The sequence below is a fragment of the Roseobacter sp. HKCCA0434 genome (assembly GCF_032464675.1).
Lineage (GTDB): Bacteria > Pseudomonadota > Alphaproteobacteria > Rhodobacterales > Rhodobacteraceae > Pontivivens.
Window position 1 is genome coordinate 21,836 of record NZ_JAWDKL010000002.1, and the last position, 13,732, is coordinate 35,567.

General features: G+C 69.3%; 11 protein-coding genes. 5 read left to right on the top strand and 6 right to left on the bottom strand.

Translation table 11 applies throughout. The features are described from left to right. Positions 1 to 14 precede the first annotated feature (14 nt). Positions 15 to 2,384 carry a xanthine dehydrogenase family protein molybdopterin-binding subunit gene (locus tag RX333_RS02075; RefSeq protein WP_316013256.1) on the top strand — a complete coding sequence of 790 codons (2,370 nt, stop codon included), beginning with the start codon at positions 15 to 17 and terminating at the stop codon, positions 2,382 to 2,384. Positions 2,385 to 2,400: 16 nt separating this feature from the next. Then, the gene (locus tag RX333_RS02080) at positions 2,401 to 3,189 is read left to right on the top strand and encodes a xanthine dehydrogenase family protein subunit M (RefSeq protein WP_316013257.1); all 789 of its coding nucleotides are present in this window, start codon (positions 2,401 to 2,403) and stop codon (positions 3,187 to 3,189) included. A 64-nt stretch (positions 3,190 to 3,253) separates the two neighbouring features. Here the strand turns inward: RX333_RS02080 and RX333_RS02085 are convergent, their stop codons facing one another. After that, a complete protein-coding gene (locus tag RX333_RS02085; protein ID WP_316013258.1) occupies positions 3,254 to 4,135 on the bottom strand; it encodes an FAD:protein FMN transferase in 882 nt (293 codons plus the stop codon). Further along, on the bottom strand, positions 4,132 to 6,198 hold the full coding sequence (locus tag RX333_RS02090) for a 4Fe-4S binding protein (protein ID WP_316013259.1): 2,067 nt from the start codon (positions 6,196 to 6,198) through the stop codon (positions 4,132 to 4,134). Before RX333_RS02090 ends, RX333_RS02085 begins: the two co-directional genes overlap by 4 nt. A 102-nt stretch (positions 6,199 to 6,300) precedes the next feature. On the opposite strand from RX333_RS02090, the gene RX333_RS02095 reads away from it, so the two are divergent. Next, positions 6,301 to 7,053, top strand: coding sequence for an ABC transporter permease (locus RX333_RS02095; RefSeq protein WP_316013260.1), 753 nt, complete (start codon positions 6,301 to 6,303; stop codon positions 7,051 to 7,053). A gap of 61 nt (positions 7,054 to 7,114) precedes the next feature. On the opposite strand, the gene RX333_RS02100 is transcribed toward RX333_RS02095, so the two are convergent. The 4 genes from RX333_RS02100 to RX333_RS02115 are packed head-to-tail and all read right to left on the bottom strand — an operon-like array spanning position 7,115 to position 10,855. Beyond that, entirely contained in the window at positions 7,115 to 7,930 is an 816-nt protein-coding gene (locus tag RX333_RS02100) for a heme ABC transporter ATP-binding protein (protein ID WP_410056034.1), read from the bottom strand. Continuing rightward, positions 7,891 to 8,961: an iron ABC transporter permease gene (locus RX333_RS02105; protein WP_316013262.1), complete on the bottom strand. Its 1,071-nt coding sequence runs from the start codon at positions 8,959 to 8,961 to the stop codon at positions 7,891 to 7,893. Before RX333_RS02105 ends, RX333_RS02100 begins: the two co-directional genes overlap by 40 nt. Before the next feature lie 3 nt (positions 8,962 to 8,964). Next, a complete protein-coding gene (locus RX333_RS02110; protein ID WP_410056035.1) occupies positions 8,965 to 9,804 on the bottom strand; it encodes a hemin ABC transporter substrate-binding protein in 840 nt (279 codons plus the stop codon). A 1-nt stretch (position 9,805) separates the two neighbouring features. Further along, positions 9,806 to 10,855: a hemin-degrading factor gene (locus tag RX333_RS02115; RefSeq protein WP_410056036.1), complete on the bottom strand. Its 1,050-nt coding sequence runs from the start codon at positions 10,853 to 10,855 to the stop codon at positions 9,806 to 9,808. Positions 10,856 to 11,037: 182 nt separating this feature from the next. Between RX333_RS02115 and RX333_RS02120 the strand changes: the two genes are divergently transcribed. Next, complete coding sequence (locus tag RX333_RS02120) at positions 11,038 to 13,029, top strand: TonB-dependent receptor domain-containing protein (RefSeq protein ID WP_316013263.1); 1,992 nt, start codon at positions 11,038 to 11,040, stop codon at positions 13,027 to 13,029. Between the two features lie 138 nt (positions 13,030 to 13,167). Then, positions 13,168 to 13,698: an isopentenyl-diphosphate Delta-isomerase gene (locus tag RX333_RS02125; protein ID WP_316013264.1), complete on the top strand. Its 531-nt coding sequence runs from the start codon at positions 13,168 to 13,170 to the stop codon at positions 13,696 to 13,698. The last annotated feature ends 34 nt before the right edge of the window (positions 13,699 to 13,732 follow it).

Below are 13,732 nucleotides of genomic sequence, written 5' to 3' on the forward strand. Positions count from 1 at the left end.
TCAGGGAGGACATCATGCCCAAGGATACCGGCATCGGCGCGGCCACACGGCGCCGCGAGGACGTCCGCTTTCTTACCGGCAGGGGCCGGTACAGCGACGACATCCAGCTACAGAACCAGGCGGTCGCGGTCTTCGCCCGGTCGACCGTGGCCAACGGCCGCATCAATTCGATCGACGTGAGCGCGGCAAGGGACATGCCCGGCGTGCTCGCCATCTTCACCGGCGAGGACTTCGCCGAGGTCGGCGGCAACCCGGCCGGATGGCTCATCAACAGCCGCGACGGCGAGCCGATGAAGGAGCCCAAGCGCCCGGTGCTGGCCCACGGCAAGGTCCGTCATGTCGGCGACGCCTATGCCGCCGTCATCGCGGAAACGCCCGATCAGGCCCGCGACGCGGTCGAGGCGATCGAGGCCGATATCGAGGAACTGCCCGCCGTCATGGACATGAAGGCTGCGCTTCAGGGCGACAATTTCGTTCATGACGAGATCGGCACCAACCAGTGCTTCGACTGGGGTTGGATCGAGGACAACCGCCAGGCCACGGACGAGGCGATCCGCGGCGCAGCCCATGTCACCACGCTGGAGCTGGTCAACAACCGGCTGGTCCCCAATCCGATGGAGCCGCGCTGTTCGATCGGCGACTACAATCCGGCGACCGGCGACTACACGCTGCATACCACCAGCCAGAACCCGCATCTGACGCGGCTGCTGATCTCCGCCTTCGTCATGGGCATCCGGGAAAACAAGCTGACCGTTATCGCGCCCGACGTGGGCGGCGGCTTCGGCTCCAAGATCTATCATTACGGGGAGGAGGCGCTGGTCCTCGCCGCAACGAAGCGTCTGGGCCGCCCGGTCAAGTGGACCTCGGACCGGACTGAGGCGTTCCTGACCGATGCGCATGGTCGCGACCACGTGACGAAGATCGAACTGGCGCTCGACGCGGACAACAACTTCCTCGCCTTCCGCACCGAGACCTATGCCAATGTCGGCGCGTATCTGTCGAACTTCTCGACCGCGACGCCGACCTTCCTGCACGGCACGCTGATGGCGGGCAACTACACGGTGCCCAATGTCTACGTGAACGTGAAGGCGGTCTTTACCAACACGGCACCGGTGGACGCCTATCGTGGCGCCGGCCGGCCCGAGGCGACCTACTCGCTGGAGCGTGTCATCGACAAGGCCGCGCGCGAACTGGGCGTAGATCCGATCGCGCTGCGCCGCCAGAATTTCGTCAAGCCCGACCAGTACCCGTTCGCCTCCGCCGCCGGTCTCGAATATGACAGCGGCAATTACGACGCGCTGATGGACCGGATGCAGGAGGTCGCCGACATGGCGGGCTTCGCCGCCCGCCGGACCGAGAGCGAGGCCAAGGGTCTGCTGCGCGGCTTCGGCGTCAACGCCTATATCGAGGCGTGCGGTATTGCACCCTCGAATCTCGTGGGTCAGCTTGGCAGCCGCGTGGGCCTCTACGATGCGGCGACGGTGCGCGTGAACGCCACCGGCAACCTCGCCGTCATGGTCGGCGCACATAGCCACGGCCAGGGGCATGAGACGGTGTTCCCGCAGGTGGTAGGGGAGATGCTGGGCATCGACCCCGCCTCGATCGAGATCGTGCACGGCGACACGTCCAAGATCCCCTTCGGCATGGGCACCTACGGCTCCCGCTCGTTGGCCGTTTGCGGCTCGGCGGTCGTGCGCGCGACCGAAAAGGTCATTGCCAAGGCCAAGAAGATCGCCGCGCACATGATGGAGACCTCCGAAACCGACATAGAGTTCGCCGACGGCAATTTCTCGGTCGCGGGGACGGACAAGTCCGTCAGTTTCGGCGAGGTCGCGCTCAAGGCCTACATTCCCCACGAGTTCCCGCTGGAGGAGATCGAGCCGGGGCTGGAGGAAACCGCCTTCTACGACCCGGCCAACTTCACCTACCCCTCCGGCGCCTATGCCTGCGAGGTCGAGGTGGATCCGAAGACCGGAAAGGTCCGCATCGACCGCGTCACGGCGGTGGACGATTTCGGCAACGTGGTGAACCCGATGATCGTCGAGGGTCAGGTCCACGGTGGTCTCGCGCAGGGCATCGGTCAGGCGCTGATGGAAAACACCGCCTATGACGAGGACGGCCAGCTGCTGTCGGCCACCTACATGGACTACGCCATGCCGCGCGCCGACGACATGCCGATGTTCGGCGTGGATCACTCGCAGGGCACGCCGTGTACCCACAACCCCTTGGGGGTGAAGGGCTGCGGCGAGGCGGGGGCCATCGGCTCCCCTCCCACTGTGGTCAACGCGGTCATCGACGCGCTGCAATCTGGCGGCCACGATGTCACGCATATCGACATGCCTGTCAGTCCCTACAGGGTCTGGTCGGCGATCCACACCGCCTGAGCGAAGGAGCGATACCATGTACGCATTCGACATCGAACGCCCCCGCACCCTGGCCGACGCGCAGTCGGCCCTCGGGCGGGAGGACGCGCAACCCCTCTCGGGTGGGCAGACGCTGATCCCCTCGCTCAAGGCGCGGCTCGCCATGCCGTCCACCCTCGTCAGCCTGACCGGCATCGAGGAGTTGAAGGGCATTGCGCAAGAGGGCGATTACCTGCGCATCGGCGGCGGCACCACGCATGGCGAGATTGCCGAGGGTACGGCGTCGTCCTTCCCCGGTCTGTCCGGGCAGGCGTCCAAGATCGGCGATCCGGCCGTGCGCAATCGCGGCACCATCGGCGGCTCGGTCGCCAATAACGACCCGGCCGCCTGCTATCCGTCCATGCTGATGGCCACACAGGGCACCGTCCTTACAGATCGCCGTGAAATCGCGGCAAACGACTTCTTCCAGGGCATGTTCACAACCGCGCTGGAGGAAGGGGAGATCGTGACTGGCGTGCGCGTCCCCATCCCGCAGGCGTCGAACTACCAGAAGTTCGAGCAGCCCGCCTCCCGCTTCCCGCTCGTCGGCGTGTTCGTCGCGCGCTATGCGGACCGCGTGGGCGTGGGCGTGACGGGTGCCTCCAATGGCGGCGTGTTCCGCTGGGTTGAGGCGGAGTCGGCGCTTGGCTCGACCTTCTCCGCCGACGCGGTCGAGGGGCTGCGCGTCGATGCGAGCGACCTGATCTCGGACCTGCATGGCAGCCCGGACTACCGCGCCCATCTGGTGAAGGTGCTGACCCAGCGCGCGGTCGCTGCCGCGAACTGATCCTGCCCCGCCCCCCGCGCAGGACGAAGCCCCCGGCGCCTCTCGGCACCGGGGGCTTCACGTTTCAAATGGTGACGAGGTCGCCGGCCGTGTCCACCAGCCGGACCCGGCCGATGCCTGCCGCCGCGCGCGTCCGCCGCGCCAGATCCGCATCGCCCAGGCACAGCCCGGTCGACAGCGCATCGGCCATCACCGCCCGATCCGCCTCGACCGAGACGGTTGACCACTCCGCCGCGAAGCGCGGGTGCAGGATATGCCCGCGCGAGTCATCACGACCGAGGCGCAGTGCCTGCGGGCTCGATGTGGCGATTGCGCCATCGTGCAGCGTCGCGCGGCCCAGCATTCCGTGCACCGGGTCGGCGAGGCCCAGACGGAACGGCCCGCCGATGGCCGCGAACTCGCCGATATCGACCAGCGCGCGGGTCAGCCCACGTCGTCGCAGCGCGTCCGCCACCAGATCGGTGGCGAAGCCCTGGGCGATCCCGTTGAAGCTCAAGGCCTGACCGGGGGCGAGGCGGATCGCGCCATCCGCCGCCCGCTCCACGCGCGCCCAGCCGACCGCCCGCGCTGCCGCCGCGATATCGCCGCCTTGCGCAAGCGCCGTCCACAGCCCGCCGACCGTGGGGTCGAATCGCCCCTCGGTCAGCCGGTAGGCCTCGTCCACGAAATACAAAAGCTCCCGGAACATCGTCGAGGGCCTGTGCAGCACCCCGGCCCGGTTCAGCCGCGACAGCTCCGACCCCGGATCGTAAAGACTGAACCGCCGTTCCACCTGCCCCAGCAGATCGCGCGCCGCCTCGATCGTGCCCTCGGGCGCGCCGTGAAGGGTCAGCGACACCTCCGCCCCCAAGGCCTGCCCGCGCCAGGTCGCGGCGACTGAACCGCGCGGCAGGCAGGCCGCCGCCGCGCAGATCGCGATGAACCGGCGTCTGCCAAAGTGCGTCATGCCGCCAACCTCCTGCCCTTCCTGGCCAGCACCAGCGGCACGCACCTGTCGGGATCGTCATGGATCGACACGCAGTCGAGGCAGGCGAAGCACTCGTCGTAATGGATGCTGCCGTCGCGGCGGATCGCGCCATAATTGCATTTCACACGGCACAGCTGACACGGGCTGCCGCATTCGGCCCGCCTTTCGATCCAGTCACGCCCCCGGATCAGCCCGCCGAGCGCCATGACCGCGCCCAGCGGGCACAGATAGCGGCAGAATCCCTTAAAAAGCACCATCGACAGGATGAGCAGCCCGACCGCATAGGCCACGTAGTACCATTCGCGCACGAAGAAGGTGGTGATCGCGGTCTTGAACGGCTCCACCTCGATCGCGGCATCGAGCTGCGCGGGCACTGTGACGAGGATACCCACCAACGAGGCGAGCACGCCGTATTTCAACCATTTCAGCCGCCGGTCCCAGGCGGGCGACGGCTCCCACACCGGCAGGCGCAGTGCGCGGCCCAGATGATGTGCGAATTCCTGTATCGCCCCGAACGGGCACAGCCAGCCGCAGAAGAGGCCCCGGCCCCACAGGACGAACCCCGCGATCGTCGCCACCCAAAGCAGCAGCGAGAAGGGATCGTAGAGCAGGAAGGCGAAGCTGCCCCCCTCCAGCGCCGTCCGCAGTACGGCGAGCGGCGTCGCGATGGACAGCTGCCCCTGTCCCCACCAGCCCACGAAACCGATTATCGCGGCGAGGATGCCGAGCCGGATCGGGGTATAGTGGCGGTGATCGGCCAGCCGGTTCAGACGCGGCCCCAGCGCCCATAGCAAAGTCGCCAAGCCCACGGCCAGCACGACCATGTCACCTGCCCGCTCGCGCAGCGCGCCCAGCCAGGGCGGCACCGGGCGCGGCACGACGGGCCGGGCGAAGAACCGGTCGGGGGTCGCCATCGCCAGCTCCAGCTCGACCGACCCGATCTCTGGCTGGAACATGCCCCGCTCGCGCAGCGCCTTGATGCGCAGCAGCCAATCCGCGCCCGGATCGAAGCCGAGCCGCCGATCGGTGCGCAGGATCATCGCGGTTCCGTCCCGCAGCGCATCGGGCACCCCGTCCGCCAGTCGCACCGTCAGGTCCGCATCGCGCAGCGCGATCGGGAACCCCGCCTGCTCGGCACTGATAAGGTCGGGCGACGTGTTGCGCACGAAATCCTCGGTCACGAGGCCATGCCGCCCCGTCTCGATCAGCAGCACCGGCTCGTCGTGCGGGGACAGCCGCGACAAGATCTCCAGCTCCGCCAGGGTCTGCTCCGCCAGGACCGCGCGGGCGATGGCGGGCGGGCCGATATCGAGGGCCCACAGGTCGAGGAACGGCGCGTCGGGCCGCGCCGTCGCTTCCGGGTCCGCGCGCGACCAGCGGGTGCCTGCGAAGGCCGCATCGACCTCGCCATTCGTGACCACCAGCCGCCGCGCGATGCCCTGATCGAGCAGCGCCTGCCAGTCCAGCGACTCGTCGTGATCGGGGATCGGATGCGCGGGCGGTCCGCTCGCCAGGCCCTCCATCCGCTCCCGCGCGACCTTGAGGGCGGCTGCCATCACGCTTTCATGCGCGATGCGGATCGACGCGGTGGCCTTGGTCACGCCGTCGAGATAGACCAGCGCCGACCCATCGGCACCCGCGCCATAGGGCGTGCCCACGACCAGCGTGTCCGAAATCGAGTGCCCCCGATACTGCTCGAAGAACGCATGGAACGGCGCCGGGCCCAGTCCCGACACGAAGATCGGCTCGTTATGCGAGATCAGTTGCACGTCGATGAATCGCCCGTCGAGGTCGAGCACCACCAGCACATTCACCGGCGCGCCGGAAAATCCCGGCAGCGGCGCCATCGGCAGCGTTTCGAAGACATAGCCCGCATGGGCATCGCCGGAATTGAGCAGCTCCCACACGCCCTCGTCGTTCAGCGCCGCGCCCAGTTCCATCGGCGGGGCGATGCGGGGGGCGATCTCGTCGCGCGGCAGGGTCTGCGCGCCGCAGACCGTCGCCCAGAACACCGCGCCGAGGATGATCGCCAGCCGCCACATGCGGGCAGCCTAGGACCGCCCCGCGCCCTGCCCTATCCGACCAAGGTCGCAGCCCGCCGGTTTCGGCTACCGATACGCCCCGCGCCATGACAGGCTGACGGCATGGCCGCCCGATCCATCCTGGTGACGATCCTCTCCCTCGCGGGCTTCGTGCTGTTCTGGCAGGCCCTGTCCTGGGCCAAGGCCGACGCGGACGTTCTGCCCGGCCCACTTGTCGTTGCAAGGATCGCACATGCGGAATGGCAATCGGGCGCGCTGGCGTTGCACATGGGCGCGACCCTCGCCCGCGTCGCTGCGGCCTTCGCCCTGGCGATGTCGCTAGGGCTCATCATCGGCGCGACGCTCGGCACTTTCGGAAGGGCGGATCGCTGGCTGGGGCCGTGGCTGGTGATCTTCCTCAACATCCCCGCGCTGGTGGTCATCGTGCTGTGCTATCTGTGGATCGGCCTGAACGAGACGGCGGCGATCACGGCGGTCGCGCTCAACAAGACGGCGATGGTCGCCGTCACGCTTCGCGAGGGGATCCGCGCCCGCGATCCCGCGCTGGCCGACATGGCGCAGGTCTTCGGCATGGGCTGGCTCGCGCGCACGCGGCACATCACGCTGCCCCAGCTCTGGCCCTATCTCGCCGCATCCATGCGCAACGGGCTCGCCATCATCTGGAAGATCGTCCTGGTGGTGGAGTTCCTGGGCCGCGGCTCGGGCGTCGGTTTCAAGATTCACCTGCATTTCCAGCTTTTCGACATCGCGACGGTTCTCGCCTACGCGGTCAGCTTCATCGCGGTGATGCTGGCGGTCGAATACCTGCTGATCGCAACGCTCGAACGCCGCGCGACCAGCTGGCGGGCGCAGTAGCCGCGTTCTAGCCGCAGCGATACCTTTCCAGCATCGGCATACATGTGTGCCGCGCCCATCATCACGCCGCGCTATGGGGCAGGACGAAGGGTGACCCGTCCGCCGGGGCCACCCCGACCCGCAGGCGGCAGCCATAGACCTCGGACAGGGTCGCATCGGTCATCACCTCGCCCGGCGCGCCCGCCGCGCGCACGCGACCGCCCGCCATCAGCACCACGCGGTCGGCAGTCAACGACGTCAGGTTCAGGTCGTGCATCACCGCGATCACGCCGCCGCCCCGGTCGGCATAGTCGCGGATGACCTGCATCACCTCCAGCTGGTGCGCGATGTCGAGGGCCGCCACCGGCTCGTCCAGCAGCAGCCACCGCGCGCCGTCCTCCCCGACCGGTTGCCAAACCTGCACCAGCACGCGGGCCAGTTGCGCCCGCTGCTGCTGACCGCCCGACAGCTCCTGAAACAGCCGGTCGCCTTGCCCGCCCAGCCCGACGCGGGCGAGCGCGCGTTCGGCGAGGTCGGGGCCGTGCCGCTCCGCCGCCTGAGCGAGGCCCAGCCGCACCACCTCGATCACCGTGAACGGAAAGGCGAGCGCCGCCGCCTGTGGCAGCACCGCGCGGCGGGCCGACAGCTCCCACGGTTTGGCGCGGGCGGGGTCGAGTCCGCCGATGCGCACCGATCCCGAGAACGCGACCTCGCCCGTGATCGCGCGCAACAGCGTGGTCTTGCCCGAGCCATTCGGCCCCACGATGGCCGTGACCTCTCCCGGTCGCGCGACCATGTCCACGCCGTGCAGCACCGGGTTGCGGCCCAGCGATACGGCGATGCGCTCGCACAGGACGCTCACAGGTCCACCACGCCGCGGCTGCGCAGGAGGATCCACAGGAAGACCGGCGTGCCCAAGAGCGCGGTCACGATTCCGATGGGCAGTTCCGCCGGGGCGACGACCGTGCGGCTCGCCAGATCGGCGAGCAGCAGCAGCGCCGCCCCTGCCAGCGCCGCGTTCGGCAACAGCCGCCCATGATCCGGCCCTCCGGACATGCGGAGCAGATGCGGCACCACGATCCCGACGAAACCGATGCCCCCCGACACCGCCACCGCCGCCCCGGTGGCGACGGCAACGAGCAGCACGGCGCGGTTCTTGAGCGCCTGCACGTCGATGCCGAGGTGATGGGCCGGGGCCTCCCCCAGTGCCAGCGCGTTCAGCCCGCGTGACAGGAGCGGGGCCGCCAGTGCCGCCAGCGCAATCATCGGCCCGGCGACCAGCACCTTGCCCCAGGTCGCGCCCGCCAACGAGCCGAGCGACCAGAAGGTCAGGTCACGCAGCTGCGCGTCGTCCGCGCGGAAGATCAGGATGCCCGAGACCGCGCCCGCCAGCGCGCCGAGCGCGATCCCCGCCAACAGCATCGTGGCGACCGAGGTGCGCCCGGCCCGCGTCGCCACGCGGTAGAGCAGAAGCGTCGCCCCCCAGGCCCCTACGAAGGCGGCGAGTGGCACCAGCCACGGCCCAGCGAGCGCGGCCAGCCCCGCGGGGGCCAGCCCGCCCAGCACGATGGCCGTGACCGCGCCCAGCCCGGCGCCCGCGCCAACGCCGACGATGCCCGGATCGGCCAGCGGATTGCGGAACAGCCCCTGCATCACCGCGCCCGACACGGCCAGCGCCGCGCCGACCAGCATCGCAAGCACGGTGCGGGGCAGGCGGATATCGACCATCACCACCCGCTCCAGCCGCGACAGCGCCTGTCCCGAGGCGAGGCTGTCGAGCACGCCGCTCAACCGCACGTCGGTTGGCCCCAGTTCCAGGCTCAATGCCGCGGCGGTGACGAGAGTTGCCGCCAGCATGCCCGTCAGCCGTCGCGCGCCCGCACGTCGGTCGCTCACGGGGCGCGGATGCTCCATCGGGATTGCGACCATCGCTCAGCCCCCCGCGCCATGCAGCGCGCGCGCCAGGTCCGCCACCGCCTCGGGCGTGCGCGGGCCGAAGCCGAGCAGCCGCAGGCCGTCCATGCGGATTACCGCGCGCGCCTGAGCCGCCGGGGTCGGCGCGATGGCGGGCAGCGCGAACAGCGCGTCGTCGCCCGGCGCGTGGTCGCCCTCCCGGTCCATCATCAGGATCACGTCGGGGGCGGCGCGCGTCACCGCCTCGTCGCCGAGCTGCCGGTAGCCCTCGAACGCGTCGATAGCGTTCACGCCACCCGCCAGCGCGATCATGGCATCCGCCGCCGTCCCGCGTCCCGACGCCATGATCCGCCCGCCACTGGCCGACAGTACGAAGAGCACCCGCGGCGCCGCGTCGCCGGGGGGCACCGACGCAGCCTCCAGCGCGTCCGCGACCTCGCCCGCCAGCACCTGCGCCCGCTCGGACAGGCCGAGCGCCGCGCCCACCGTCTCGATCTTGCGAGCGATCCCCGGCCCGTCGAATCCGTCGGGCACCTCGACGAAGACGACATCCGCCGACTGGATCACATCGATCACCTCGGGCGGGCCCGCGCCTTCCTCGGCCAGGATCAAGTCGGCCTCGACCGACAGCACCCCTTCGGGCGACAGCGCGCGGACATAGCCCACATCCGGAAGGTCTAGCACCTCCGGCGGGAAGGTGGAGGTGGAGTCGCGGGCCACGAGCCGGTCCCCCTGCCCCAGGGCGACCACGATCTCGGTCACCGCGCCGCCCAGCGACAGGACCTTGCCGTCCTGCACCTGCGCCTGCACGGGCAGGGCTGTTGCAAAGAGCATCGCGAAGCTGGCCATCATCCGCATCTCAGACCTCCCCCGCGAGACCGGGCAGATTTGCCACGAGCGCGTTCCAGGCCGGGCGGCTGTCCTGCCCTTCCTTATTGAGGCCGAAGATCTGGAAGATGATCGAGCCGTCGGCGGCGAAGCCCTCGATCGACACGGCGGGGCCGCGTTGCGTCGGCTTCTCCACCGACCACAGTTCCGCCACCCGGTCGCGCCGCAGATGCAGGTTAAAGCCGGGGTCGAGCACGTTCTGCCACGGCCCCGTGGCCTTGAGCGTCCCGATCGGCCCGCCATGGATCTGGATGCAGCCGCGATTGCCGACGAAGATCATGACCTCCAGTCCCGCGTCGCGCACCGCCTCCAGCGCGGTATCGACCGCCGCCGGGTCAAGCTGCCGGACGAAGGGTGCGCCCGCGATGCGATAGGCGCCCAGCCGGTTCATCTTCAGTTTGGCGCAAAGCCGCAGGAACTGGTGCGTGTCGGTCAGCTTCGCCCATTCAATGCGCAGGATGTCCAGCTTCTCCGGCACCGATTTCGGAGGCTCGGCGGGCTCGCGCGGGGCGAACTCCTGCCCCGGTGCCTGGTCGTCCGACCGCAGCGAAGCGATCACCCCATCCCACGCCGCGTGATCGGAGCCGGTCCGCAGATGCACCTTGTGCACCGCGTCGCCCGCAGCGTCGAATATCTGGATCGAGCGTTTCGGCCCCGTCGCGCCCTCCGCCTCGACCGCGTAGGCGTGGACCCAGTGCCGGGGGAAGATGCGCAGGTCGATCGCCCCGTTCAGCACCATCGCGGCATGCGGGCCGGACTGATAGTTGTTGTAGGTCCCGACCTTCTCATGCACGCAGGCATCCACGCGGGTCAGCGCCATCACCTCGCCGAGCGCGTCGAGCCGGGGGATCAGCATGTCGGGATGCGCGGCGATCCGCGTCGCGTCCTGCCCCACGCGTGCCGCCAGCAGGGCGGCCTCGGGTACGTCGAGCATGTCGGCCAGGTCGCGCGGCCTCTTGCCCTCGTGTTCTTCCATCACGGCGCGCAGGCGCGCCACCTCGTCCATCGGGCCATCGGCCATGTTCACACTCCGCTTGCTTGAGGGTGCGCTGGCTGGCCGGGTGAAGCTGGCTGCGATTCAATTCTTGACGCTTTTAGTCTGGTTAAATAGGACACGCAAGCCGTCCCGCATCGGGACGGTCTCACAGGACACCACCCACGCTGCCAGCCCCTCGCCAGCAGAGCGTTGCAAAGGGGCTTACCATGACCATCCGCTCGATGCGCGGGACGACCGCGCTCGTCTGCCTGTCGCTGGCGACACCGCTCGCCGCTCAGGACGACACCACCCTGACCTTGGACGACGAGGCCTTCCTCGGCACCATCGTGCTGACGCCGGGACGGCGCGACCTGTCCTTCGGTTCACCCGTCTCGCGCACCGTGATCGACGAGGAGGAGATCGCCGACCGTCAGGCCGGGACGGTCGGCCAGCTGGTCGACAGCGTGCCCAGCGTACAGTTGATCAACGGCACCTCGCCGCAGGGATCGGGCGTACAGATCCGCGGCTTTGGCGCCAACACCACCTTCGGCAGCGATCAGAAGATCGCCATCCAGATCGACGGCGCCTCCGTCGGGTCGGAGGAGATCTACCGTGTCGGAACCCAGCTCTTCACCGACCCGCAGCTCTACCGCGAGGTCGAGGTCCTGCGCGGCACCATCGGCAGCTTCGCCTACGGGGCGGGCATCGTCGGCGGCGTGATCCGGCTGGAGACGAAGGATCCCGAGGATTTCACGAACGGCCAGCCGGGCGTTGCCGGGCGGCAGGTGCTGGAGCTGTCGGACAATGGCGAGGGGCTGACCTCCTCCACCACGCTCGCCTGGCAGGCGACCGACCGCATCGGGCTGCTCGCCAACTACACCCACCGTACGCAGGACGAGCTGGAGGACGGCGATGGCGACACGATCCCCAATTCCGATTTCGACGCGCCGTCGCTGCTTTTGAAGGCGACGGGTGTGCTCGGCGACGATTTCGAGCATGAGGTCGCGCTGTCCTACACCCAGACCACGACCGACGAGAACGACGTGCCCTACGACCAGTTCGCCGGGCTGCCCTTCGGAAATGTCGACCGCACGACCGAGACGCGGCAGGTCGCGCTCGATTACCGCTACGATCCGGTCAGCGACCTCGTGGACCTGCGCGCCACGCTTTCCTATGCCGATCAGGAGATCACCTCAGCCCCCGTAGCCGGGTTCAATCCGTTGCTCGACGCCGACCAGCGCTACGAGACGACGAAGCTGACCATCTCCAACCGCGCCGCGCTCGCAACCGGGCCGCTGGCGCACGACCTGCTGATCGGGGCGGAGCGGCTGCGCAAGGAGCGGGCGGACGCGACCTCGGCCCCCGGCGGGCGGGACGACCGCTACGCGCTGTTCCTGGTGGACGAAATGAGTTTCGGCGGATTCTCCGTCACGCCCGCGCTGCGCTACGAGAATTCCACGATCCGTTCGGCCACCGGCCTCGGCACCTTCGACGACGCGGCCCTGATGGGGGGCCTCGCGCTCGGCTATGATTTCGGCAACGGGTTCGCCGTCTTCGCGAGTGCCGCGCAGACCGCGGGCCTGCCGATCATCGACGACCTGGGCGACCCGACGCGGATAAACACCGCCGAGCAGGGGCGCACCTACGAGTTGGGCGCGGAATACGCGGCGGATGGCGCGATCCTGACCGGAGACCGGCTGGCGATCCGCGGGAACCTCTACACGACCGAGCTCAGCGACATCACCAGCTACACCGTGCCCGGCAGCACCACCCAGACGCTCGACCGGGTCGAGATCAACGGGCTGGAGCTGGAGGCCTCCTACGGTTTGGCCAACGGCGTCTACACCGACCTCGCCTTCGCGATGGCCTCGGGGCGGGAGACCGATCCGGGCGGGGCGAGCAGAGAATGGCGCAACCTGCCCGCCGACCGGCTGCAGGTGACGCTGGGCCGACGCTTTGGCGAGGGGGAGCAGTACGATCTGGGCTGGGAAGTGGTGCACACCGCCGACCGCCGCGACTCCAACGGGGCGGAACTGCCGGACGAGACGATCCACAACCTGCGCGGCACCTGGCGGCCAGAGGGTGGTCGCCTGGCGGGGACCGAATTCCGGTTGGGGGTGGAGAACCTGTTCGACGAATTCTACGTCGGCCATCTCGCCTCCCCCAGCCGCCCCGCGCCCGGTCGCACGGTCAAGCTGACGGCCAGCGTCGCGTTCTGAGTGCCCATCGCCGGGACCGGGCCGCCGGTCCCGGTCCCTCGCTCCTGACGAAACCTTGATCCCGCGCGGGCAGATCGGGCTGGCATCCCCGGCGGCGCTTGCTAGGCTCGGGGTCCGACTGGGGGACGGACCGCGACGATGAAGGATACCGACATACTTATCCCGGCCTGGGAGGAGGGGGAGTTGCGCGCCCTGCCCAAGCTGGACGTGCACCGGCGCGGGCTGCGGCACCTGGCGGTCTCCGTCTTCGCCATGCATCGCGGCGAGACGTTGCTCCAGCGCCGGGCCCTGTCGAAATACCATTCTGGGGGGCTGTGGTCGAATGCCTGCTGCACCCACCCCGCCTGGAACGAGGATGCCGAGCATTGCGCCCGCCGCCGCATGCGCGAGGAACTGAATATCGAGGTGGTGGGCCTGCAGCGGCTGGGCTCCGTCCGCTACCGCGCCGATGTCGGCAGCGGCCTGACCGAGGACGAGGAGGTCGCCATGTTCGCGGTCGAACTGCCCCGGCGCGCGCTGCCCGCCCCAAATCCCGACGAGGTGGCCGAGGTCCGCTGGACCGGCTGGGACGCGCTGGAGCGGGAGATCGCGCAGGATCCCGCCCGCTTCACCCCCTGGCTGTCGATCTACCTGTCGCGCCATCGCGAGATGGTTGTCGGGGTGACCTGATGTCGCGCGGCGGCGCCCTGCCGTTGGTGACGCG